Annotated in this window: 22 protein-coding genes and 1 pseudogene; 21 read left to right on the top strand and 2 right to left on the bottom strand. The window is 44.4% G+C overall.

Annotation, left to right across the window (positions count from 1 at the left end; translation table 11 throughout):
• The first annotated feature begins 10 nt into the window (after positions 1 to 10).
• From BC8716_RS00835 to BC8716_RS00760, 14 genes and pseudogenes are all read left to right on the top strand, one after another.
• Positions 11 to 1123 (top strand): sensor histidine kinase, encoded by a 1113-nt coding sequence (locus BC8716_RS00835; RefSeq protein ID WP_094423534.1) that lies wholly within the window; start codon positions 11 to 13, stop codon positions 1121 to 1123.
• On the top strand, positions 1101 to 1733 hold the full coding sequence (locus BC8716_RS00830) for a response regulator transcription factor (protein WP_011245900.1): 633 nt from the start codon (positions 1101 to 1103) through the stop codon (positions 1731 to 1733). The genes BC8716_RS00835 and BC8716_RS00830 overlap by 23 nt, the downstream gene beginning before the upstream one ends.
• Positions 1734 to 1895: 162 nt before the next feature.
• Complete coding sequence (locus BC8716_RS00825) at positions 1896 to 2825, top strand: ABC transporter ATP-binding protein (RefSeq protein ID WP_094423533.1); 930 nt, start codon at positions 1896 to 1898, stop codon at positions 2823 to 2825.
• A 9-nt stretch (positions 2826 to 2834) separates the two neighbouring features.
• On the top strand, positions 2835 to 4061 hold the full coding sequence (locus BC8716_RS00820) for an ABC transporter permease (RefSeq protein ID WP_094423532.1): 1227 nt from the start codon (positions 2835 to 2837) through the stop codon (positions 4059 to 4061).
• Positions 4058 to 5116, top strand: coding sequence for an ABC transporter permease (locus BC8716_RS00815; RefSeq protein ID WP_157730320.1), 1059 nt, complete (start codon positions 4058 to 4060; stop codon positions 5114 to 5116). The genes BC8716_RS00820 and BC8716_RS00815 overlap by 4 nt, the downstream gene beginning before the upstream one ends.
• A gap of 614 nt (positions 5117 to 5730) precedes the next feature.
• The gene (locus BC8716_RS00805) at positions 5731 to 6114 is read left to right on the top strand and encodes a DUF5082 domain-containing protein (RefSeq protein ID WP_094423529.1); all 384 of its coding nucleotides are present in this window, start codon (positions 5731 to 5733) and stop codon (positions 6112 to 6114) included.
• A 12-nt stretch (positions 6115 to 6126) separates the two neighbouring features.
• Positions 6127 to 6390 carry a YwqI/YxiC family protein gene (locus BC8716_RS00800; RefSeq protein ID WP_094423528.1) on the top strand — a complete coding sequence of 88 codons (264 nt, stop codon included), beginning with the start codon at positions 6127 to 6129 and terminating at the stop codon, positions 6388 to 6390.
• A 19-nt stretch (positions 6391 to 6409) separates the two neighbouring features.
• The gene (locus tag BC8716_RS22665; RefSeq protein ID WP_094423527.1) at positions 6410 to 8212 is read left to right on the top strand and encodes a T7SS effector LXG polymorphic toxin; all 1803 of its coding nucleotides are present in this window, start codon (positions 6410 to 6412) and stop codon (positions 8210 to 8212) included.
• A 24-nt stretch (positions 8213 to 8236) separates the two neighbouring features.
• Positions 8237 to 8575, top strand: coding sequence for a YxxD family cognate immunity protein YxxD (locus BC8716_RS00790; protein WP_041823670.1), 339 nt, complete (start codon positions 8237 to 8239; stop codon positions 8573 to 8575).
• 225 nt (positions 8576 to 8800) lie between these two features.
• Positions 8801 to 9235, top strand: a complete 435-nt coding sequence (locus tag BC8716_RS00785) for a hypothetical protein (protein WP_142300708.1) — start codon at positions 8801 to 8803, stop codon at positions 9233 to 9235.
• A gap of 132 nt (positions 9236 to 9367) precedes the next feature.
• A pseudogene (locus BC8716_RS22950) lies at positions 9368 to 9538 on the top strand (DUF4926 domain-containing protein); the annotation flags it as partial.
• A gap of 116 nt (positions 9539 to 9654) precedes the next feature.
• Positions 9655 to 10053, top strand: coding sequence for a hypothetical protein (locus BC8716_RS00770; RefSeq protein ID WP_094423523.1), 399 nt, complete (start codon positions 9655 to 9657; stop codon positions 10051 to 10053).
• A 191-nt stretch (positions 10054 to 10244) separates the two neighbouring features.
• Positions 10245 to 10757 carry a hypothetical protein gene (locus tag BC8716_RS00765; RefSeq protein WP_094423522.1) on the top strand — a complete coding sequence of 171 codons (513 nt, stop codon included), beginning with the start codon at positions 10245 to 10247 and terminating at the stop codon, positions 10755 to 10757.
• A gap of 375 nt (positions 10758 to 11132) precedes the next feature.
• The gene (locus BC8716_RS00760; protein WP_094423521.1) at positions 11133 to 12215 is read left to right on the top strand and encodes an AimR family lysis-lysogeny pheromone receptor; all 1083 of its coding nucleotides are present in this window, start codon (positions 11133 to 11135) and stop codon (positions 12213 to 12215) included.
• A 266-nt stretch (positions 12216 to 12481) separates the two neighbouring features.
• Here the strand turns inward: BC8716_RS00760 and BC8716_RS00755 are convergent, their stop codons facing one another.
• Positions 12482 to 13027 carry a GbsR/MarR family transcriptional regulator gene (locus tag BC8716_RS00755; protein ID WP_094423520.1) on the bottom strand — a complete coding sequence of 182 codons (546 nt, stop codon included), beginning with the start codon at positions 13025 to 13027 and terminating at the stop codon, positions 12482 to 12484.
• A gap of 249 nt (positions 13028 to 13276) precedes the next feature.
• On the opposite strand from BC8716_RS00755, the gene BC8716_RS00750 reads away from it, so the two are divergent.
• The 7 genes from BC8716_RS00750 to ade all read left to right on the top strand — a co-directional run bounded on the left by BC8716_RS00750 (position 13277) and on the right by ade (position 22098).
• Complete coding sequence (locus BC8716_RS00750; protein WP_094423519.1) at positions 13277 to 14494, top strand: quaternary amine ABC transporter ATP-binding protein; 1218 nt, start codon at positions 13277 to 13279, stop codon at positions 14492 to 14494.
• Positions 14463 to 15299, top strand: coding sequence for an ABC transporter permease (locus BC8716_RS00745; protein ID WP_094423518.1), 837 nt, complete (start codon positions 14463 to 14465; stop codon positions 15297 to 15299). The genes BC8716_RS00750 and BC8716_RS00745 overlap by 32 nt, the downstream gene beginning before the upstream one ends.
• 59 nt (positions 15300 to 15358) lie before the next feature.
• Positions 15359 to 16291 carry a glycine betaine ABC transporter substrate-binding protein gene (locus tag BC8716_RS00740; protein WP_094423517.1) on the top strand — a complete coding sequence of 311 codons (933 nt, stop codon included), beginning with the start codon at positions 15359 to 15361 and terminating at the stop codon, positions 16289 to 16291.
• Between the two features lie 432 nt (positions 16292 to 16723).
• On the top strand, positions 16724 to 17776 hold the full coding sequence (locus BC8716_RS00735) for a Cfr family 23S rRNA (adenine(2503)-C(8))-methyltransferase (protein ID WP_094423516.1): 1053 nt from the start codon (positions 16724 to 16726) through the stop codon (positions 17774 to 17776).
• 311 nt (positions 17777 to 18087) lie between these two features.
• Positions 18088 to 19833 (top strand): adenine deaminase C-terminal domain-containing protein, encoded by a 1746-nt coding sequence (locus tag BC8716_RS00730; RefSeq protein WP_094423515.1) that lies wholly within the window; start codon positions 18088 to 18090, stop codon positions 19831 to 19833.
• A gap of 83 nt (positions 19834 to 19916) precedes the next feature.
• The gene (locus BC8716_RS00725) at positions 19917 to 20225 is read left to right on the top strand and encodes a YerC/YecD family TrpR-related protein (RefSeq protein WP_011245931.1); all 309 of its coding nucleotides are present in this window, start codon (positions 19917 to 19919) and stop codon (positions 20223 to 20225) included.
• A 142-nt stretch (positions 20226 to 20367) separates the two neighbouring features.
• Positions 20368 to 22098 carry an adenine deaminase gene (ade, locus tag BC8716_RS00720; RefSeq protein ID WP_094423514.1) on the top strand — a complete coding sequence of 577 codons (1731 nt, stop codon included), beginning with the start codon at positions 20368 to 20370 and terminating at the stop codon, positions 22096 to 22098.
• Between the two features lie 241 nt (positions 22099 to 22339).
• On the opposite strand, the gene BC8716_RS00715 is transcribed toward ade, so the two are convergent.
• The gene (locus BC8716_RS00715; protein WP_094423513.1) at positions 22340 to 24739 is read right to left on the bottom strand and encodes a penicillin acylase family protein; all 2400 of its coding nucleotides are present in this window, start codon (positions 24737 to 24739) and stop codon (positions 22340 to 22342) included.
• Positions 24740 to 24763 lie beyond the last annotated feature (24 nt).

Genomic DNA, 24763 nt, shown 5'->3' with positions numbered 1-24763 from the left:
GGTGTGCGCCGTGGCGTATTGGGTGCGCGTTGCCTTTATTTTTGCAGGAATTGTCATTTGGCCGCTCAGTGACAAGACGCAACTTGTTGAACCGCTGTTTTGGCTTACAAGTGGATTGATATTAGGCGGCCTGCTTTCAGAACCGCTATGGCGGCGCCCCATGTGGCTATATAGTTTGCTGACAGCCATAGCGTGCGTATACATATTGTTAGCTGGAATGGACGCAGCTTGGCTCGTGCCAATATTGCTGGCTGTTTATCCATTTGCACGAACAAGTAGTGGACAATGGCAGGCAGGCGCCTTGCCAAGCGCTTTAGTGGCTGCGTCGATTTTATGTAGCCCAACGGGTATAGCGGCTACGTTTGTCTGGCTACTGACTACGGTTATTTTGTTTTATATGATGTGGCAATTTGCCTTATGGCACAGGCAAAACCACCAGCAACAAGAAAAAATAGATGAACTCCAATACGAGCAGAAACAACTGCGTCGCCGTTTTCTTGAACATGAAGATGCCGCGAAGCAGCGGGAACGTACACGGATTGCCAGAGACGTTCATGACTCCGTCGGCCATCAGCTTACAGCGCTAATGATGCAGCTGCAAGTCGCAGAGATGAAGGTCCAAGATCCGGTAATCGCAGAGGCAAAACAAACCGCCCGGACAGCGCTCGCAGAAATGCGCAGTGCAGTTAGAGCACTGGAAAGTGAAGAAGAGCGGGGCGTAGCGATGATTATTCGCCTCATTCGCAAGTTAGAGGCAGAGGGCCATGTTCGCGTCACGTTTACAACAGAAGCCGGAGCTCTGTCTGTGCCGCTCTCAGAGGAACAGAACGTGGCGTTGTACCGATTTGTCCAAGAAGGATTGACGAATGCCATGCGTCATTCTTATGCCAAAGAGATTGATGTCCACTTAGCAGTTGTCGGCAAACGGACGTATGTAGCGACATTAAAAAATGAAGCAAAGCCAGAAGCGGTTCGTGAAGGATTTGGGCTGACGCAGTTGCGCAATCGATTTGAACAGTTGCATGGCTGGTTTCGGGCAAGCAATGAAGACGGGATGTTTATAGTAGAAGGTGCTTTTCCGATAGAAAGGACGACGGCAATTGAAAACGATTCTTTTAGCTGAAGACCAACAAATTGTCCGCCAAGGTTTGAAAATGATGATCGAGCATCGTCAACGTTATCAAGTGATTGAAGCTGAGAATGGGCAAGAGGCTGTTGATTTAGCTGGCCGCCATGTCATTGACCTTGTGCTAATGGATGTGCGTATGCCTGTGATGACAGGCATTGAAGCGACAAAGCGGCTGATTGAACGGGATCCAAATGTGAAAATCGTTATGTTAACGACGTTTATTGATGAACGTTATGCGATTGAGGCACTTAAAGCTGGAGCAAAGGGCTATATATTAAAAGATGCCGATATGGAAAGTTTGTTTGCTACGATTGAAAAGGCACTTTTAGGCGAACTCGTCTTAGATGGCCAAGTGGCGGCAAAGGTCATGCCAAAGCTTCTGCAGCACTCAGCTCCGCAGGAGAAAGAACAGATTCCACCTTTAGCTGAGCGGGAAAAAGAGATCATTCGCCTAGTGGGGCAGGGCCGCAACAATGCGGAAATCGCTGCTGAACTTTATTTAAGTGTAGGGACAGTTAAAAATTACATAAGCCAATTGTTTATCAAACTAGGGGTGCGTGACCGGACACAGCTAGCCATTTTTGCAGTCAAACATGATATTTAACAAGCCGTGCAAAAAGCCGAAATGGGCATAAGCACGGCTTGTTGCCCCTTGTCTCCAAAAAGATGACTTAAGTCATGCTAGGGGATAAGCACTTTATGACCGCAGTGAATCGATATAACGAAGCAGCACGCGTATGATAATAGTGACAAGGGAGGGAAAAGAATGCTGGAACTAGAAGGGGTTTCAAAGAGCTTTGCTGCAGTAGAAGCAGTAAAAAATGTCCATCTCCATGTACGGCAAGGGGAAGCGGTTGGCCTCCTTGGTCCAAACGGAGCGGGCAAATCGACGTTAATTGACATGTTGACGACACTAACAAAGCCGACAGCAGGGGAGATCCGGTTTGAAGGCAAGCCAGTCGCAAACCAGTTGAAGCCATTTCGTAACCGAATTGGTGTGGTGCCTCAGGAAATCGCCCTGTTTCAAGAATTATCGGCGGAAGAGAATTTATTGTTTTTCGGGAAGCTCTATAAACTTGAAAAAGCTGCTTTAAAACAGCGGGTAGCCGAATTACTGGATTTGATGGAATTGACAAACCGAAAAAAAGAACCTGTGCGGACGTTCTCAGGGGGAATGAAACGACGTTTAAATTTAGCCGTGGCCCTCATCCACAAGCCTGAGTATTTAATATTAGATGAACCAACGGTAGGCATTGATCCACATTCGCGCCGGCATTTGCTGGATTTTATTAAAGATCTCCAGGAACATAAAGGGCTGACTATTTTATATACAAGCCATTACATGGAAGAAGTCGAGTTTTTGTGCAACCGCATTTATATTGTCGACCGTGGCTCTGTCATTGCAGAAGGCACACAAAGCGAAATCAAGCGGATTATTAGCCCTCAATCGACTTATGAGCTAACAGTTGCCGTAAAAACGGCGGAATTAAAAGAACAGCTAGCCAGCCATGAATACGTGCAGGCATTAAAGGAGACAGACGAAGGCTACCGCATCGTTTCAGCAAAAAACAATTTGTTTCCAATGCTTTTGCATATGGTTGAAGACAGCGGGACTACTGTAAAAGGCATCCATATCAAGCAGCCGACGCTAGAAGATGTATTTTTGCACTTAACTGGCCGGTCGTTGCGGGATTAGGGGGCATATATGTTTTATATAGGAAAAGACGCAAAACAGCTTTTAATGGACAAAGGCGCGCTGGTCACGATGTTGTTCATGCCTCTCGTGCTTATTCTCATTCTTGGTTTTGCCCTAGGAGACGCGTTTACAGGCATGCCAGAAAAAATCGACGTCGCTATCGTTTCAGATGAGACACTTGCGGACGCGGTACAGCGTTTTTCTGACGAGCTGGATGATTGGCCTGCCCAAGAAAAAACAGCCGTTTTAGGCTTAGCTGAACAGCTGTCTGTTCCAGAATTATTGATTGAAACCGTTGAGAGCACAGAAGACTTGGACAGCATTACGTTTCATTATGAAAATGAGCTCAGTGAAGCAAGGGACAAGGATTATGCTGGCGTTCTGCATATTGGCGAAGGCTCCCGGGCGCAAATATGGGAACAGCAATTTCTCGGGGGCGGAGAATCGACTGGTGCGTTCACTTTTTATGCCAATACAGACGAGCCGCAGCAAGCAGCCATTGTCGAGGCGATTATGAAACAGTTTATCGACCAATTTTATGCACAGACAGCTTTAGCAAACGCCGGTCTTGAATCAAGTATGTTAGAAGGAATTGGAGACGTTATTTACCAAGGCAGTCAGCCTATATCGGCATTTGAATATTACATGTTTGCGATGGGCGTCATGTTTGTGTTCTACACAGCCGGATTTATGGCTTCTCATGCGTATATGGAAAAGAAAACATCGGTTTACGCTAGGCTCATTCTCGCCAATGTCTCACAAGTAGGATATTTAGTTGGCAAAGGCGTGACGACCGTTTTCCTTGTACTCATTCAATTGATGTTAATCTTTGCCGTCAACTTGGCTTTATTTCGAATCGAAATTGGCAATTGGCCTGCGGTATTGCTCATTTCGCTCATGCTTGGCATCGCTGTCGCCAGCGTCGCGTTGCTCATCACCGCGATTCAGTTTCGCTTTCGCTCTGAAAAAGTCGCAAACCAATTTATGTTTTTTATCATCACCATTTTTGCGTCTGTCGGCGGCAGCTTTTTTCCAGTCAGCGACTTGTCGCCTTTATTGGCGCAGCTAAGCCAATGGACGCCAAATGGCCGTGCGCTAACTGCCTTTTTACAAGCAGCTCAAGGGGCGGCTCTTGAAGAGATACGTCCAGCTATTCTTATGCTTTCTGGATTTTCATGTCTATGTTTTGCAATCGCTTGGCTGTTTTTTCCGCGGCAAGGAGGTGCGGAATCGTGAAAGCTGTCCTTTACCAATTGATTCGAGATGTCATCCGCAACCCAGTTGAATTGGTATTTATGCTTGGGCTCACGATCATCTTTGCGCTTATTGCAGGGGGCACGAGCGGAAGCAACGCGCAAGTCGTGCATGTGTTTTCAACGGAATTAAGCAAACCAGAATTAAAGGACTTAGCAACGGATTGGGGAGAAAACAACTGGAATGTGCGTATCGTTTCCGAAGAAGAGGCAATGCAGCTTCTGAGCAAGCAGCAGGCAGACGGCGTGATTGAGGCAGGGGAACTCGACTATACGCTTCATGCCGCCTATAAAGGCTCGACGTTTGTTCCACTTACGCAAGCGGAACTTAACCATTATTATGCAAACAAACGCTTAGCCAAGGCAGGCGTAACGGATATAGTCGACGAAGGAAGCTTTGCTATTAAAACGGAGCCGATGCAAGAAGGAACGAATTTTGACCGTTCGTTGCAAGCGCTATTCGGTTTTGCACTCTACTTTGCTATTTTTACAATGAGCTTTTCGATCATGAGTTTGCTCAGGCAAAAAGAAGAGGGGATTTGGAACCGGCTCATTTTAGCGCCAGCTTCCAAAACAGCTTTATATGCTGGCAATCTTTTATTTTCATTTTTGCTTGCTTACGTGCAAATCTTCCTTTCACTCGTCCTGTTTAACGTTGTTTTCGGTTACGACTATTATGGCGGCTTCTGGAAATTGTCGCTTGTTCTTATCCCATACGTGTTTGCGATTATGGCGATTGGCTTACTGCTTAGCGGCATTGTCCGTTCAAGCCAGCAGCTAAATGCCGTCATTCCCCTTGTCGCAACCGTATTTGCTATGATTGGTGGCGCCTTCTGGCCACTAGAAATTGTCCAATCAGAAACGATGCATGCCCTCTCATATTTGAGCCCAATTAGGCATGCGCTAGATATGATGAAAGGAGCCACATACCAAGGCGCAAGCCTAGCCGAATTTTTATTGCCGACATCCGTGCTGTTGTTTATCGGATTAACCGTAACAGGAATTGGCATTCGGCTTATGGAAAGAAAAGCACTCTAAGCAAAAATACGTTTAAAAACGGCTGAATCCTGTTGCAAAGAGGAAGAGGCCGTTTTTTTATATCTTTGACAGAGCGGTTCTTTAAGTGAAAAGCAACACCAAAAATAGAAAGAAATAACTTAAAACCAAATTCAAATAGCGCCAGTTCCGATCCTTTTCCTTAAAAAACAAGAACACAAAATATAAAAACAAAATCGCCACAAAGAAGGTTGAGGCTAAAGGCGTTGAAAGAGTAAGCGATAACAAGCAAAAGGTTACAATTAACAACCTAAACAAGTAATCTACTATTTTCACTGTTATACAGAACCTCCTGAACGATGTATCGTTAAAAAAGTGCGAGTTTTTTAAGTCTAACAAATTTGTGGAAAAATGAACAGAAGCTTTGTCCTAAAACGATGAGATTATTCTTAGTTCAGAGCGGAATATAGAAATGCAGTCCTAGTTTGGGCGCGTTGTTATTTTAATTCAATCGCAGCGCCCCCATTTATGGCTGATAAAAACGCTTTTTCTATAAAATTGATAGACGATTTCAAACAGTTGTTTTAAAATGAAATGGAATGAATAGCCATTTTTTTAAGATGGAAGGATGAAACCACCAGGGGGGAGGATGGCCGATGGCCGATCAGACCGAAATAGCCAAGCTCCACCATGAAATTAGCCAGATGCGGGCGCAACTTTTCCAGACAGAAGCGCAATTGGAGCGGTTGCGGGCGGCCAAACAAGCGCTCGCTTCCGAACAAGCTTCTCTTCATCATCATAAAAAATGGGGAAGCGAACCAGAGCTAGAACATGATGCGTGGCGCGGCCAAACCGAATCGGCGCACGATGATATTCGCCGCCATATGCAACTGGCTTACACGAACGTACAAGACGAAACAGAACAACTGATGCGCGCAATTGAAATGGAAACGAGTCGTCACCAAACAATGGTGTCTTCTTGTCAAGTCGCGATCGAAACAAAGCAACAATCGCTCCAAACATTAAAAGCGACGAAATAAGGAGGGAACAAGATGCCGGAAATCAAAATCGACGAAGACGACGTGCTCAGCGCTTTAAGCGAAACAGGCGAACAGGCCAGCTTTTCCGTTTCGGCCGACGAGCCTGGGATTCATACGTCTTCGATGGCGTTTCTCCATTCATTGCTGGAAGTAGAAAGCGGGTATGCTGAACAATTAAATCGCTACTTAGACGTGGTGAAAAACGTACAAGCAGAAACAAAAGAACTGGTTCAAACGTACGGAGTCGTGGACGAGATGCTGGCAAGCCGCCGATAATAGAGAAAGGAATAGACGGATGAACACACTTGACGTACAAGAAGTACTCGATGCACTTGACGAAATTGTGGAACGAAAGCTTCACGATCAAGCACAGCTCGAACGCTTGCAGGCCAGCATCCAGAAGATCATTCACCTTGATTCCCTGCAAGGCGAAGGCGGCGAAGCAATCAAAGACCATTTTGCGACGCTCCATCTCCCTGTATTGGCAGCGTTCCAGCTTTTCATCGGCCAATACATCGAACAATTGAAGCAAATCCGCTCGAATTTGCTCAACTTTGAAAGCAGCTCCGCCCTGATCCGGGAAGAATTTCTCGCCGATGTCAAAAACGGCCTGGACCGAGTCGAGCGCTATGCGATCGCAGACGCGACAGCGATTGAATCGATTCGCGCTTCCATCGCCGACCTGTTGCCACTGCCACCGTTCTCGATGGAACCGGTCTTGCGCTACGCCCAACAAGGCAAAGACCATGTCCGTATAACGGCGGAAAGGCTTGGCAACTTGGACGAAGCCAACGACACGGTGCTCGCAAGCGCAAAAAGCACCTTGCAAGAACTGACGACTGTCGTCAGCCAAGTAGCCAACTGGACCAGTGGCGGCGTGATCGCCTCCCCAGAAACGCAGGCGGAGATCGATGCCAATATGGAAGAGCTGTATCAAAATGTCGTGACACAAGCGCTCCAAATGGCCCCACTAGACCGAAGCCATATCGAAGGCCGTGAGGGGGATCTGTACCAAGACGTGTTGCCGCTAGAATTTCTGTATACAGGCGCCTACGCCCCGCTATACGGTAGCCTGAAAGCAGCTAACTGGTATTACTTGAACCATTTCCCTGTCAGTGCCATCCTAAGCAATGAACAGGCGCTACAAGCGTGCCGAGCGCCAGCGATGGGAGAAACCCATGCCGTTACCCCGGCGTATTTCCCGTTGTTTGCGCGCCTATCGCGCCTGCCTGCAAACGCGACGGTCTCGCCCGCGATCCTGACAAGGCAACTGAAACAGCTGGTGCCAATCCAATACCAATGGTACCAAGCCCAGCTCCGTACCCAAGCGATTCAAACGGCCGTTTCGGAAGTGGCTGCCACAGGGCGGTCTGTTTTAACCGAGGAAGAAGTCGCAGCCATGCAAGCGTACCTTGAAAACAACCCTCCCGGCGACGGTCCCCTCATAACCGAGGTCGACGAGGAAGTATACAAAGACGGGCGTTATCCCGGGCCGACGAAGGATGCCCGTGTTGGCGCCGACGGGATCGCGTATAAGAACAACATCAGGACTTTTCTAGATCCGGTAGCCGACTTTTTCTTCGGTGACTTCCTCACGCTCGCCGACCCAGAAGCTTCGTTCGGGGAGAAAGCCCTGGCAACGACGTTTATCTTAGTGAAGCCAGCGAAAGTGGGAGGAGTCATCTACGACTTGTCGAAAGCGAGGAAGGTGAAGACTGGGGGGAAGGGGAATGGTGCGCCTTCTATTGGCAAGAAATCAGTACCTAGCGGACCGTATAGAGAAGTTAATGGATTTTCAGTTAAAGTAAAGCCAGGTGCACAAGAGAAGCATATTCCTCATACTCCAAATTACAAACAAGAACTTGCAAATGGAAAACACAAAAGTATCTTCTATGGCGATAATAAAAAAGCACAAGAATTGCTTGATAAGTTTGCTGGAAAAGGTCATCTACTACCAAACGGTAATAAAGAAAGAGTAGACTTTGGTGAACCAATCGGGAAATACTATGATCGTAATACTGGTAAATATCATACGACTACTAAAGGATTAATACATTATGGAAAAGACGGTGCTCATATAGTACCATCAAGACCATAAAAAACAAAAGAAACGAGGGTGCGTATGGGGTATGACTCTTTAATCGGAACTTTAATAAATTTTGAAGATAGTGATATAATACTAGAATGGGAAAATGGATTAAGAATTATTGGCGAACTAGATACAGTTTTCGAAACAGACAATGGATTAGATGAGGATGATATAGATTATACAGAATATGATGCTGCTGTATTTATAGTAAGTAAAATCTTATCTCATCCTAGTAGTAACAAAGGTAGTGTATATAACTGGTTAATACAAGAGAAAGGTTCATTGGTTGAAATTTCTCTCTATGATGATCCCCCAAGTGCAGTATTTTTACCAGACGGAAAGAAGGTTTGGGAAAGAGAACGATCCAAATAATAATTACTATTTCAATTTTGACCTTGATTGGCTAAATGCTTTTCAAGGTTTTTTATTTAAATCATGTAGACACTCGGACGGTCAGGTGTACTAAAATCACGTCATAGTCTTTACCCCAGCAGAACAACCTTTCATTTAGACGACTTCATCACGCTGGCTGACCCAGAAGCTTCGTTCGGGGAGAAGGCCCTGGTAACAACGTTTATTTTAGTGAAGCCAGCGAAAGTGGGAGAAGTAGTATATGACTTGTCGAAAGCGAGGAAGGTGAAGACTGGGGGGAAGGGGACGGGTAATGTTATATCATCGCAAGGTAGAGTAACTGTTAATGCGATAAAATCCAACCCTAACGTATTTAAGGGTAAATCAACGGATAAGATAGCCCAAATGTTAAGAGATAATGGATATGATATAGTAATAGAAAAATCAAAAAGGTCATCTTCAGGAGCTGAAATTATTAAGATAAATAATCTCGGTAGTGGTCGAAATATTACTCAAGTTCAAGTACAAGTATCACCGGGTGGAGGAAGACATGGGAATAACCCGTATGTAAAAATAAGTACGAGTGACCAAGGTATTATTAAGGTTGTTGATGGAAGTCCAAATAATTATTTAACTGATGGAGCAGAGAAAGCAACGATTATCTTCACAGGGGGGAAATAAATTGGTTGATCTAAATGCACCTATTATTCCTTGGAAAGGTATGGGGAATATAGAACTATATAGTCATTTAAAAGACTTTTATGAGTATATTAATAAATCAAGACCTAAAATTTTGAAGTATACGAATCTGTTAAGATTAAAGAAGATAACCCTAACAAGGGGACAAAAAAAGGGGATATAGGCACTATAATTATGGTTTATGACACACCTAATAAAGCCTATGAAGTTGAGTTTGTGGATGAAGAGGGCAGAGTCAAGTACCAAGGAGTTTATCTCTCAAGTCAGATAGATAAACTAAAATAGTTTTATAATGAAACCTTGATTGGTTCAATACCTTTTAAGGTTTCTTTTTTTAGGGGCTACCTAGTAAGTGGCAGAAGAGTAAGGGAAATAAGTTGAAGATGATAGGAGGAAGAGTATTGGAACATTGGGAAAGGTGGGTACCAACAACTGGAATACCCTCAAGGTTATACAATGACACTTTTATTGATAATAAAGAAGGGATCGTATTAGAATTCAGCGATGAAAAAGATAAAAAGAAAATGGTAGTTAAATTTGAAAAAGGTGTATTATCCTATAGAAATACAGATGAAGGCTCTTTGCTTAGAAAATTAAATTACTTAGATCAACAATATGGTACAGATTTTTATAGCGAATGGACTTTATTTAAAGTCATAAACTCTGAGTATATAAATTGGTTTTTTGATGAAAGCTCAGGTATTTATGAACCAAGTCAGTTAAAACATTATGTGTTTTTAACACCAAATGACGTAATTGAGATACTAACAACATCCGCTCCAAGCGTCGTAATAAAGTAACAAATATGACAGCCCCCTATAGTTTATTTAAATGGGAGCTAATTATGCAGGGGAATGGTAGGCGTATAAAAGCACACTATAGCCTTTACCCCAGGTAGGCAATTGAGAGCTTGTATCTAGTAAGCCATGTGGAGACGGGTACTACCAGTAATAAAGCATGCAGTATATAAGCCTTAGAAGGAGACATGTTTATGTTAAAAGTTACAGAATACAAAGAATGTCAGTCTGCAAATATTGAATATGATGGTTATACACCGATTAATGTAGAATTCGGTACTTGGGATATATCAAAGGAACCAACAATATATTGGAGAACTGGGGATTTTAAGAAATCTTTAATTGAAATAGGGTTAGGGAAACATACGGGGAATATTCTCTCCATTACACTAACTTTAAGTGAGAATGTAGACAATACTGAATTGAACTTTGATTTTAGGAATATAACTTTGATTAAAGGAATGCCTGTTTTTCAGGTTGAAAAATATAATAATAAGACATACATTGATGAAAATGGAAAACTAAGTGTCTATATAGGACCTGATAGTATATTAATATCATTCTCGGAAAATGCTATTGTGTCAATTGTACAAAATGATAATATTGGATTTGCTCTAGACAATAACAAAACGGTTTGTGGAATTTTAGTAAGTGGTATGTTGGAATATGAAAGGAATTTACTAAAGGATGCATTAGGAATAATGTAAGGGACTCCAAAAACCATAAGTAGACGTAGAACAATTTCGTCCGATTCCTCGTTCAAACATGCTTACTATTTTAGCTCTTCAGGTTGGTATAGGTCTTATAGAAGATAAGGCCACTATAGAGTGCCTAGAAGTTTCATAACCTCACAGCACTAACTTCTACTATAACTATTTTCCATATACAACGTGCTTATAAAGAATATTTTAGCGTTTTCAACAATCAAGCCATCCATTTTCCCAACCACCTACCGATACTCTCTTCAAACCATTTTTTAACAAAAAGCATATTGGGAAAATGGCCAAGCCTGTTGTCTTATTCGTTCAAAAGTACTAGGATAGCACTAGTATGGAACTTTATTTCGGGAGAAGGGATAAACATTGCTTGAAGTAAAAGAAAAAGCTGGCACACTTATGCGCCAAAAAGGGTGGTCAGATCCTTTATTAAACGAAGCACGCATGAAAGAACTAGCAAGTAGTGATGAGTACTCGTTTGAAGAAGTCCTCCTTATTGCAAAACATTTAATGCCTGACGAGTTCATTCCCCTTATGAATGTATATGCGGCATCAGCAAAGAAGCTGCAGCATGTCCGGGATGCGTTTGAGTATGCGGCAAGCTATTACCAATTAGATATGTTGGAGAGATTGATACATACCCATAAAGAGGATGAATTATTAAGAGAGTGGATTCTAGTATACGAACTGATAAATAATTTTTTGCAAGGGAAAGAGAATGAAGAGCAAATGTTTGAGTCGGCTAGATCTTTGTTTGCTTACACGAATAATCCGTTGGTTCGTATTCGTTTAGAATTTATTGAGTTTAATAACTTATACAAAATGGGTATTATAAACAGTAGCAAGTTACTAGAAAGCCGCTCCAAGACCTTATTTGCTCAGCTTCAGCCTAGTTTTATGAAAACCGTTCTAGCTAGTCGCCTTTCTTTATTGTTAGGTAGCATCAATCTTTATCGAGAAGGTGACATTGAGTCTGCAGAAAGAAACTTTTTAGCTGTTCTCGTCAATGAAACAACACCAGATATTTTTATGTGTTCAGCAAACCACGGTTTAGCTTTGGTTATGGTTAATAAACAGAACAAGCTCTGTGCTGAATATGGGCAACAAGCAGTGATGTTTGCAAAAAGAGCTAAAGCTGCTAAATACAATGAAATGTTGGTTAGTGAGTACGTCCCTTTTATGCGCAATGCAATGGGAGAAGTATTTGACATAACGAATGTTAAACCCGAAGAACAAGCCCATCAATACTTAGTAAGGGGCGATATACAGCGGGCATTAACAGTAATAAAAAATTTAGAAGATAAGGGAGAAATGACACCTTTTCTAATTTATTATAAAGGTCTAGCCCAAAAAAGCGTGCCGCTGCTTTTAGATGCAATGGAAGGTTTCACTAAAAACGATTTTTATATGGTTGAATTGGTAAAGAAGAAGATCAATCAATTAGTTTGAGAGATGGGGGATACAAATGAAAAGAATTAACTGTAAATTAGCAAAAACGGGTGCATTCATTTTAAGAAATCCCTACTGTTTTCTTCTGATCCTTTTTGGAATAGGGGCTATGGGTGGAGGAGGTTTAGTTATTATACCCTCTCCTTGAATATAACTATGCAAGTTTCTATGTAATCCTTTTTTGCAATTAAATCAATTAAATTTTTGAGTTAAGACCTAAACCCGCCTTTGCTTAGTATGGAACAAGTGTGAAGGCGGGCTTTCGATTAGTTCTTCTCCAAATGCTCAAAAATCTCGCCGCTCTCTAAAAAGTCGATAAAGCGGTCGAGCCAGTCGTAATATGCTTTGGCATGGGCGATTTTTTTTAAGTCGGAAGCGATGACTTCTGCTTGTTCGGGGGCTTCTTTCTGTAATGCAAGCAAGCGTTTTTCCATTTGCACGCTTGCTTTTTTGTTGTTTTCAATTCCTTGGCGCCATTTTTTCGAAAAAATCGCGATAAAAGAAGCGTACCAATCTTCTTCTCCAATATAAAGGTCTTTGCGGACGCCTTTCTTCCACACTTTCCGCGCCATATTGGCATCAACAAGCTGTCTAATGCCAGTGCTCATGCTTGTTTTGCTCATCCCTAGGCGCCGGCTCATTTCATCAAGCGTTAAAGTATCGTTTTCAAATAATAGCGTACCATAAAGACGACCGACTGATTCGTTAATGCCATATAGATGAAAATTGGTCGAAAGCTCATGGATAAACTGTTCTCTGATTTCCTGAAGTTGCTCGTCAACGCCGTTGCTATGCTCGTTTGCCTTCTCCATGTCATTCCTCCAGTGGCCTGCTTATAGAGAGTGTAACAAAGTTCAAAAACAGGTGATAGCATGACAAAGTACAGCATCTGCCAGCATCAGCGAGCAAATAGAAGGAAACCGACCATTGCTTTCGTACAGTTTAAACTGTATGAAAAATATCGACTAAAAGAATGATATATCATGTTTGATTAAAAAATTGTAAATAAGGTATAGTTACAAGGTCTAAAGCAGCACGACTGAAGTGAAGAGGTGGAAAACTTGTCAAAAATTAGGGTTGAGGGCTTGACAAAAGTATTTGGGAAAAAACCGAAACGGGCTCTGGACATGTTGGCACAAGGAAAATCCAAAGCGGACATATTAAAAGAAACTGGCCACACGGTTGGTGTTAACCAAGCAAGTTTTGAAGTCGAAGACGGTGAAATTTTTGTTATTATGGGGCTTTCCGGCAGCGGTAAGTCAACAATTGTGCGGCTGCTGAACCGTTTGATTGAACCGACATCAGGAAGTGTTTGGATTGACGGTGAGGACCTCGCTAAGATGGATGGGAAAAGCCTTCGGGAAGTTAGGCGCAAAAAGATGAGCATGGTCTTTCAGAAGTTTGGCTTGTTTCCAACAAGGACGTTGATTGAAAACGTGGAGTATGGCCTTGAAGTGCAAGGCATTGAGAAGCAGGTGCGCCGTGAAAAAGCGATATCGTCGCTTGAACTTGTTGGTTTAAAAGGATACGAAAATAGTTATCCTTCGCAACTTTCTGGCGGAATGCAGCAACGTGTAGGGCTTGCACGTGCCCTTGCCAATGATCCGGATGTCCTGTTAATGGACGAAGCGTTTTCTGCGCTTGATCCGCTCATTCGGAAAGATATGCAAGACGAATTATTAGATTTGCAAGAAACGATGAACAAAACGATCATTTTTATTACCCATGACTTGGATGAGGCGCTCCGTATCGGTGATCGCATCATGATTATGAAAGACGGTTCGGTCGTGCAAATTGGCACGCCTGAAGAAATTCTCACACAACCGGAAAATGATTATGTTGAGCGGTTTGTGGAGGATGTGGACCGCTCAAAAGTATTTACAGCGGAAAATGTCATGATCCGTCCAGAAACGATTAATTTGGAAAAAGACGGACCGCGTGTTGCCTTGCAACGGATGCGCGATGCGAAAATTTCTAGCATTTATGTAACGAAACGGAATAGGGAGCTAGTTGGAATCGTCCATGCGAGCGATGTTTCGGAGTTAATCAAACAAAATATTAATAGCATTGACAGCATTATTGTGACAGATGTGCCGAAAGTCGAATTGGACACGCCAATTAATGAATTGATGGAGCAGCTTGCGAGCAGTTCCGTGCCTCTTGTTGTCATTAAAGGCAACAAGCTACAAGGCATTATTGTAAGAAGCGCCGTTCTTGGGGCGTTATCGGGAAGTGAGGTTGATTTTAATGGATTTTCTACCCCGTCTGGAACTAGGTAGTTGGGTTGAAGCGTTTGTAGAATGGCTGCAGCATGCTGCTTGGTTGTTTAATGGCATTGATTTTACGATTGAAAAGGTCATGGACGGGATTTACTGGGTCATCGCCTTGCCGCCAAGTTGGCTGTTTGTTCTTATTATCGGCGCGCTTACGTATTGGACGAACCGCAAATGGGGCTTGACCGTTTTTGTGATCCTCGGCCTGTTGTTAATTGACAGCCTTGGTTTTTGGAACGGCATGCTTGATACGTTGGCACTCGTCTTAACAGCTTGCTTGATCTCAGTCGTCATCGGTGTTCCAGTTGGCATTTTAATGGCGAAAAACGACCGGACAGAAGCCATTATTAAACCAGTACTTGATTTTATGCAGACGATGCCAGCATTTGTTTATTTGATCCCGGCTGTTGCTTTCTTTGGCATCGGCATGGTTCCTGGCGTTGTCGCTTCTGTCATATTTGCCATGCCGCCGACTGTCCGCATGACGAACCTAGGTATTCGCCAAGTTTCAACAGAATTAATTGAAGCAGCAGACGCATTCGGTTCAACAGGCACGCAAAAACTATTTAAAGTGCAACTGCCAATGGCTCGGGGAACGATCATGGCTGGGATTAACCAAAGCACAATGCTTGCCCTTTCTATGGTTGTGATCGCGGCAATGATCGGGGCAACTGGAATAGGCCAGGTTGTTTATAGCGCAGTTGGACAAAATAATATTGGCAATGGCTTTGAAGCTGGTATTGCGATCGTTATATTGGCGATTATTCTCGACCGTTTAACGCAAAGTTTTAACAAAAAACAAAGCGAATAAGTAGCAAAAGAGCGGCAACCGCTCTTTTCACTATAGATTTAAATTCAGGGGGTAATGAAATGAATATTAAACACGTTACGATGACAGCAACAGGATTGGCCCTTGCCGTAACACTTGCGGCTTGTGGGAATGGTGATGACAACGGCAACGGTTCAGACTCTAATCCAGTTGGCTCTACGGATGAAGGCATGATTTCTAAAGAAGATATTCATAATGATCTATCGGTCATTACAGGAATTGACCCAGGCGCAGGCGTTTCCCAAGCAGCGGAGCGGGCGATTGAAGATTATGACTTGACGAACTTGACTTTGCAAACGTCCAGCTCTTCTTCCATGGCACAAGCGTTGGATACGGCCATCCAAAAACATGAGCCAATCGTTGTAACCGCATGGAATCCACATTGGAAGTTTGCTGCCTATGACTTAAAATACTTGGATGATCCAGAAGGTTCATTCGGCGGTACAGAAGAGATTCATACGATTGCACGCCAAGGTTTGGAAAGCGAGAAGCCTGAAGGCTATCAAGTCGTTGATAATTTCTTCTGGAGCGAGGATGACATGAACGAAGTCATGCTGGCTGTGCATGAAGGCGCTGATCCAGCGGATGCTGCTCAAGAGTGGGTTGATAACAACCAAGAAAAAGTCGATGAATGGATTGACGGCGTTGAGACAGTCGATGGAGAATCATTCTCCCTTGTACTCGTAAACTGGGATTCAGAAGTAGCTTCTTCCAATGTGCTTGCCCTTGCCCTTGAGCAAGTTGGCTATGATGTCGAACTGAGTGTCGTTGAAAACGGGCCAATGTGGAAATCGCTTGAATCTGGCGACCAAGATGCAAGTGTTGCTGCATGGTTGCCAATTACACACGGCAGCTTCTTTGATGAAAGCAAAGTCGACGATTTAGGCGTCAACCTTGACGGCGAGCCACGCATCGGCCTCGCAGTGCCAAGTTATATGGATATTGATTCCATTGAAGATTTGAAAGCTGAATAACAAACGTGGAACAGGGGGCATTGCCCTCTGTTTTTTCAATGTGAGCATAACAACCAAAAAATTGTGGCAAAAGAACAGATAACATGTTAATATAGCACCTAACAAATGAAAGGAGGCAACATACAATGGCTACTGTTTTTATGAATGATGGGATAAATAAACTTCATACGATAAAAACAGTGACCGGAAGTAGCGTGCCTTCTAAATAAGAAAGTAGCGATGTGGAGTGCTATTCATTTTCATATAGGATTAAGATGAATGGGCTCTATAAACAAGCTACTTTTGTTATATCGAGCGATGTAATGAGACACCGGTTTCTAAATCGGTGTCTTTTTCTATGCATGAAAGTAGGTGAAGCATGAAACAAGCGGTGCCCGTACATGAAAAAGCCTCCTAATATTGAAATTTTATCTATTAGGAGGCGCGCACAAAATGAAAGTTGTCAATCATGCGACGAAATACGAACGATTAAAACATTTTTTGAATGCTTTAAATGAACCGACGTACCGGTATAAACAGATTACAGAAGCGATTTTTAAACACCGTATTGGTGAGTTTGAAAAAATGACCACATTGCCAAAAGCACTGAGGGAAGCGCTCTTAAACGAATTTGGACCTTCTATTCTTACAGTGGAGCCAGTGCTAGAAACAACGTCTCAACAAGTCACTAAAGTGTTGCTAAAAGTAGCGGGAAACAACCAAGTGGAAGCAGTAAGAATGCATTATGAAGCAGGGTGGGAGTCGTTTTGCATTTCTTCTCAATGTGGCTGTGGGTTAGGGTGTACGTTTTGTTCGACAGGGGCCATTGGGTTAAAACAAAACTTATCAGCAGACGAGATTACAGACCAGTTGCTCTATTTTTATCTAAAGGGGCATTCCTTAGATAGTGTCTCTTTTATGGGCATGGGCGAAGCGCTAGCCAATGTAAGGATATTTGATGCTTTGTATGTGCTTGTCGATCGGCAACTATTTGCATTAAGCCCTAGAAGAATAACGGTCTCTACTGTTGGCATCATACCAAACATCCAAAGAATGACTAGCAGTTTTCCTCAGGTGAACCTAACGTTTTCGCTGCACTCTCCTTTCCATGATCAGCGCAGCAAGTTGATGCCGATTAACAACAAGTACCCGTTAGACCAGGTAATGAATGTATTGGATCAGCATATTCACGAGACAGGGAGAAAAGTTTATATTGCTTACGTCATGCTTCGGGGAGTCAATGATTCGGAGAAGCATGCGAAAGCACTTGTTAAACGGATTCTAAACAATCGCTATCCCCATCTCTATCATGTCAATTTGATTCGCTACAATCCGACTGTTGGTACGCCTGAAGACTATGGCCAAACCATAGAAGAGAAACTGCAAACTTTTTACCGTGTCGTAAAATCAGCTCGAATCCCTGTAACGATTCGGAGTCAATTTGGAAGAGAAATTGATGCCGCCTGCGGCCAATTATATGGTCAGTATCAGGCGAAAAAAAGGTGAATTCCTTCAAGCATGAGGGAGCCGCTCCTCGTCCTGGCCCTTGGTTGGCTTGTTCTACCAAGGGCTTTTTGCTCTGTGTAACGAAGCCTGCTAATTGCTTGTCTTAAAGTTCCTTTTCAATAAAGAAATTGACATAAAAGGAGAATGGCGGATATATAGTGGTAGAAGTGTGTTTGAATGTTAAGTAGACAAAGGATCACAAATAGCCGATAGCAAAAAAGATGTGAAGAAATGTCACATTTAACAATCAAATGCTGTTCTTAATATGGTAAAATAAAACTAAGATTGACGAGATGAAATGAGTGATAACGATGAGCACGGAGCGGATTCACCGCTGGACGAAAACAAGGCTGCGGGAACATCTAAGTGTTGTAAAAGGGGAGCGCCCGCCAACAATAGTCTTAAAAAATGCTACGTATTTAAACCATGCCAGAAGAAGATGGCTGAAAGCAAATATTTGGATTGCGGATGACCAAATTGTTTATGTTGGCAAAAGCTTGCCAGAGCAGATAGGCGATGCGGAAGTGGTTGATTGTACAGGCGAATACATTGTTCCTGGTTATATTGAGCACCATGCCCATCCATTTCAACTGTATAATCCATACAGTTTGGCAAAATATGCTTCTGAGCGTGGGACAACGACACTTATCAATGACAACTTGGTTTATTTTTTGAACTTGGAAAAAAAGAAAGCGCTTTCCTTGATCGAGAAACTGGAAGAATTGCCGACAACGATGTACTGGTGGGCGCGCTACGATTCACAAACAGAGTTAATCAAAGATGAAATGTTTTCCAATTCAAAAATGAAGGCTTGGCTTGAACACCATTTGGTGGTGCAAGGAGGGGAACTGACGTCATGGCCGAAAGTGCTGCAAGGCGATGACACGACATTGCATTGGATGCAGGAAACAACAAGGCTGCGGAAGCCAATCGAAGGCCACTTGCCAGGAGCTTCTGAAAAGACGCTGTCGCAAATGGCGCTTCTTGGCGTGACGTGCGACCACGAAGCGATTACGGGCGAAGAAGTTGTGCGCCGTTTGGACCTCGGGTACACCGTTTCGCTGCGCTATTCCTCGATCCGCCCTGATTTGCCTCGCTTGTTCAAGGAAATGAAGGAGCTAGGCGTCGATTATTTTGGGCGTTGCTTGATGACGACTGATGGTTCACCGCCGTCGTTCTATAAAGATGGTGTAATGAACCAATGTATTAAAATTGCCCTGGAAGCCGGCCTTGATCCTGTTGATGCATACGGCATGGCTACCTATTATGTCGCCCGTTATTATAATATCGACCATAAACTCGGCATGATCGCTCCAGGCCGCATTGCCCATTTGAACTTTCTCGAAAGTATGGACGATCCAATGCCTAAAAGCGTTTTGGCTAAAGGGCAGTGGGTGTTAAGAGATGGCACTCCACAAGGAAAAGAAACAGCGCCATTTGAGTGGGGCGACTATGGGATTGGTCCGATTCACATTGACTGGAGTCTAGGTGAAGATGAGCTCCATTTTTCGATGCCAATGGGGATTGAAATGACAAACGCGGTTATTTTAAAGCCTTATCAAACGACTCTGGAAACGGCGGCAACGGAGTTAGCGACAGACCATGATGAATCGTTTTTTGCGATGGTCGACAAGCAGGGCAAATGGCTTGTGACGACAACATTAAAAGGGTTTGCCACGGCGGTTATGGGCATGGCCAGTTCTTACTCTTATACAGGCGATATCATTTTGATCGGCAAATCGATCTCAGCCATGATCCAGGCGTTTAATGAGTTGAAAGCACAAGGGGGCGGGCTCATTCTTGTTGAGAATGAGGAAGTGATCAGCCGTGTCCGCTTGCCTCTTCTTGGCATGATGTCCGCTGCGCCGATGGAAGAAATTATGGCAGAAGAACAGTCGTTTGTTAGCCTCCTGCGGGAACGGGGCTACAAATTTGAAGATCCAATGTATAGTTTGCAGTTTTTTTCAGCTACGCATTTGCCTTATATTCGGGTAACGCAACGGGGGATCTACGATGTTCGGAAGAAAGGAATACTATTTCCGGCGATAATGCGTTAAAATAGAATTACTTTGGTGCTTTAAAACTTTAAAAAAGACACGCATCGTAGAGATTGCACAATACTCGAAAGGTGTGACATTGCTTGCAGATCAACAAATTACGGGGCAAAGAACTAGATCAGCTCTTTAAATCGATTTTGTCTCTCAAAAATTTAGAAGAAGCGTATGAGTTTTTTGACGATCTTTGCACCATTAATGAAATCCAGTCACTTGCGCAAAGGCTAGAAGTTGCTCGGATGTTGCGTGATGGTTATACGTACCACAAAATTGAGACAGAGACTGGGGCTAGCACAGCGACCATTTCCCGAGTTAAACGCTGTCTAAATTACGGCAACGATAGCTACCGGATGGCGCTTGACCGGATTGAAGCCCAGGAAGAGCCGCAAGATTGACGCCATCTCCTATGAGCGAGGCAAAATGTTTGTCTACAGGCTAAGAACGATTCTTTTTAGGATCGTTCTTTTTCTTGTTTTTTGATAGCACAAATAGGGGAGATCGGCTACAATAGACGTTAAAAACAAAAGGAGAACGAGAATGGACCGCCATCACGCTACCTACAAAAAACGGCTTGCCGCAGCAAGCAAACAGGAGCCGGCTGATATTTTGGTCATTAACGGCAAACTGATTGATGTTTATACGTTAACCATCTATGAAGCTTCTATCGCAATCACAGATGGCCATATTGTTGGCATTGGCGATTATAAAGAAGGCAAAACAGTGATTGATGCCCAAGGCAAATATGTATGCCCTCCGCTTATTGATGGCCACGTCCATATTGAATCGGCGATGGTTCGCCCTGAAGATTTTGCTAGTGTCCTTGTTCCAAAAGGCGTGCTTACGGCGATTGCCGATCCTCATGAACTTGCCAATGTTGCTGGTGTAGAAGCGGTGACATACATGGTTGAAGCAGCTAAAGACTTGCCTCTTGATATCAAAATGGCCGTTCCTTCAAGTGTGCCTGCCGCATCCTTTGAGGAAAATGGCGCCTCCCTTTCTGCCGAAGATGCGCGCTTGCTTTTTGCGAACGAAGGCGTATACGGGCTAGGAGAAGTAATGGACTACCCGGCAGTTTTAAATGGCGATGACGACATGCTTGAAAAAATCGCAATGGCGAGAGCGAAGGGGCGCCCCATTGATGGCCATGCAGCAGGGCTAAATAGCGAGGCATTAAATGCATATCGGACAGCTGGCATTCACAATGACCACGAAGCTGTAACTGCTGAGGAAGCAAAAGCACGAGTCCAGCGTGGATTTTATGTGCTGATGCGTGAAGGGACGGCTGCACGTGATATCGAGGCGCTCTTGCCAGCCGTTACAGCAGCTAATGCGCGGCGGTTTGCCTTTGCGACAGATGATAAGCATCTAGATGACTTGCTGAAAGAAGGCAGTGTTGACTTTAATGTCCGCAAGGCGATTGAACTCGGCATGGAGCCACTCCAAGCGATCCAAATCGGCACCTTAAATGCAGCTGAATGCTTTCAACTTGATGATAAAGGGGCCATTGCTCCTGGAAAAGAAGCGTCGTTTCTGTTCGTGTCAGACCTTTCCACGTTTCAAGTCGATGCCGTGTATGCAAAGGGCATGCTCGTAGCCGAAAAAGGCGAACTAACGAGCCCGATCCGCGCTCCTTACCCCGTGCCAGAGCGATTATTGAACAGTGTCCATATTTCTCCATTTGCACGAGAGGACTTAACGCTGAAATTGAAAAACCCACAATCGACCCCTGTTATTGAAACGACGCTCGGCTCGATTGTGACGAAAAAAGCGATGGCGTCCGTTCCAGCGGAAAATGGTATTTTTCAACCTGGCGGCGAATGGCTAAAGCTTGCAGTCGTGGAACGCCATCAGGCGACGGGACATATCGGACTTGCCATTGTAAAGGGCTTTCCTTTTTCAGAGGGGGCGATTGCCGCGACTGTAGCCCATGATTCCCATAACCTCATCGCTGTAGGGGGAGATGATGAAAGTTTGTACCATGCCATTCACCATGTTGCTGGCTTAGGGGGTGGAATGGCCGTCGTAAAGGAAAACAACGTGCTTGCGGCAATGCCTCTCAAACTGGGCGGCTTGATGTCAACGGCTTCAGCGGAAACAGTCAAACAACAGCTCAATGAGCTCCAGCAATCACTCGTCCATCTCGGCTATAAAGAGCAAATCGATCCGTTTTTAACATTGGCTTTCCTTGCACTCCCAGTCATCCCTGCACTTAAACTGACGTCAAAAGGGCTGTTTGATGTCAACGCGTTTGCCTTTGTAGAACAATAAAAACACGAAGTATGGGAGCATTTGTCTGAAGGACTGGCCAGTATGCCAGTCCTTCAGGTTGTCGACAAAGTCGATAACCGCACTCAGACTGAAAGAAAACGCTTGTCAGACGAGGAGTGTAGGCGATGGAAGATGTGAATAGAACGGGTGTTCATGAACATATGACTGAGACAAACGACGAAGTATGCGAGCGTTTGTCTGCAGTCTGAAGGACTGGCCAGAACGCCAGTCCTTCCTGTTGTTACTGGGGGCGTAATTCGAGTTTGTCGCTGTTGTTCTTATACGTTGCCGGATGAATCGATGTCGTATGATAATGGCCCTCTGTCCAAGCTTCCATTTGCGAGCGGTATGTCTCGCTTGTGACGTGGCCAGACTGTCCAGGAGCGACGATGTGGTACGTATGGTCAATGTCGCTTAAATCAAATACGCCACGCCAACCGGCGCCGTGGTTGACAAGGCCCGTTTCGCGGTTGTAGCCTGCCGCCATCGTCGTAATATGGCTGCCGTCTGCTGGAAGAGGATCCCGATCAAATAAGTAATTCAACGGTGTGATCGCTGCCATTGGATGGCTAAATTCAACTTGGTGAAAGTCACCCCAGCGCCACTTTGCTGGCTTGTTCCCTTGTATACGAGCGGCTTTGTCTATTGCCGCTTGGTAACTTTGAAGGACGACTGTTTCAAAACCGCCAGCGTTTTCTACCCATGGACCTGGTTCACCAGTTGCTGCACGTCTTAGCAATTCATCGACAACACCAGCCCGGCCGTAAAAAAGCTCGTTGATTTCAGCAGGAATTTTATCGGCAAACAACAGATTCTCGATTTCTTCCATCCAAAAATGGAACAATAGCGGTCCAGCTTCTTCGCGCTCGTCAAATTGGTTCCAGTCCGCCAGAACATTTAACCCCTCCTCGTCAATAGCGCGCAGTCCCTCAGCTGGTAACGCTTCTGTCAGAAGAGGAAGCAAGTTGGTTGCTTGCAAATTGGCGACGTCCATTTGCAATGCTTGCATGTCGGTTACGGTATGGTTGTCTTTTGCTGCGAGCACCTCCATAATTCGCTGTTGCCGGTAAGGTTGGGCCCATGTGTGGGAAATGTGGTAAGGATAGTCATCTCCAGCAATTTTGTTATTAGCGGTGGCAATGATTCCTGATTCAGGATTGACGATTGTTGGCAACTCATCCCAAGGAATATACCCTTCCCATTCATAAGCCGGGTCCCAGCCAGGCGCTGGCAATAATGCATCATCGGCGTTTGCGCGGATTGGAATTAGGCCATTGGCTCGGTACGCGATTGTGCCATCCGTGCTAGCGAACACAAAGTTTTGTGCGGGCGCATGAAAATGGGTTAATGCTTCTTTAAACTGGTCCCAATTATCGGCGCGGTTGAAATCTAGTACAGCTTTTAGTTCCGTCGTCGGATCGTGTCCAGTCCAGCGCAAAGATAACGCATACTCGGATTCGTTTTCTACATGTGCATATTCCGATAGGATCGGGCCATGTTTCGTTAAAACCACATCATGGTAAAAAGGCTCTGCGTCAGCAATTTTAATCTCTTCTGCGATGACTTCGGCTTTATACCACTCCCCGTCATAGAGAAATTCATTTCGGTTTTCAGGGTGGCGCTGTTCAAAATAGAGCTGTTGTACGTCAGGGCCGACATTGGTGACACCCCAGGCAATTGTTTCATTTGAGCCAAGAATAATGCCAGGGACGCCAGCGAAAATGACGCCTGTAACGTTCACAGTCGGCGATGTCAAATGGGTTTCATACCAAATGCTAGGTGCCCCCAATCCTAAGTGAGGGTCATCAGCCAACAGCGGCATGCCAGACGCTGTCCGTTCCCCTGAAAGCACCCAATTGTTGCTGCCGTTAAAAGGGTGTGGCAGTTTAGAGCCAATGTTGGCAAACGCCGCTTCGACATCCATGTCAATCGTTTGTGCCAAGTCAAGAACAGCAGGCCCTTCTGCTGGATAGCTAGGAAGCAAATCGAGTGCTTCCTCTTCACTCACATGTTGGCTTAGCCAGTAATGGAACGCTTGGCTTTGCCAATTGCCGCCTAAGTCGTATGCCATATATTTCCCTATCGTTAACGAGTCAATCGGGTCCCATTGTTCAGGCTCATAGCCGGCCAAACGGAATTCAAGTGGAAGTGTGCCAGTTGCCTGAGCGTGTTCGATAAAAGCATTAACGCCATCAGCGTAAGCTTCTAAATACTGATACGTTTCAGCGTCATAGGCAGATGCCGATGCCTCAGCGGCCCGGCGCAAGCCGAATGTCCGAAAGAAAACATCTGAGTCAACAAAGGTTTCTCCCATTACTTCAGCAAGCTGTCCCGACGCCTGCCTTCTGCTTAAATCCATTTGGAACAGGCGATCTTGGGCGGTAATGTAGCCTTGGCTAAAATATAAATCATCGTCCGATTGGGCTTCAATATGAGGAACGCCTTGCGCATCCCGATAGACGTTGACAGGAGCATTTAATCCATTGACGACGAGTTCTCCTGTCGTTTGCGGCAGCGGTTTTTTGATTTGCATGTACGCCCATAATAGAGTTGCAAGCAAAATGACCAAAATCGCTGCTCCAGAAATAAATAGGATTTGCCGTTTTTTTGGCGCTTGGCCAGCTGATGGTGTTGACTCCATCAAATTCCCCCCCTCTCTTTTGAA

Origin of the sequence: Shouchella clausii (genome assembly GCF_002250115.1) — a bacterium.
Classification (GTDB): Bacteria; Bacillota; Bacilli; order Bacillales; family Bacillaceae_D; genus Shouchella; species Shouchella clausii.
The sequence above is the reverse complement of the archived record's forward strand: the minus strand, read 5'-3'. Positions and strand labels throughout refer to the sequence as shown.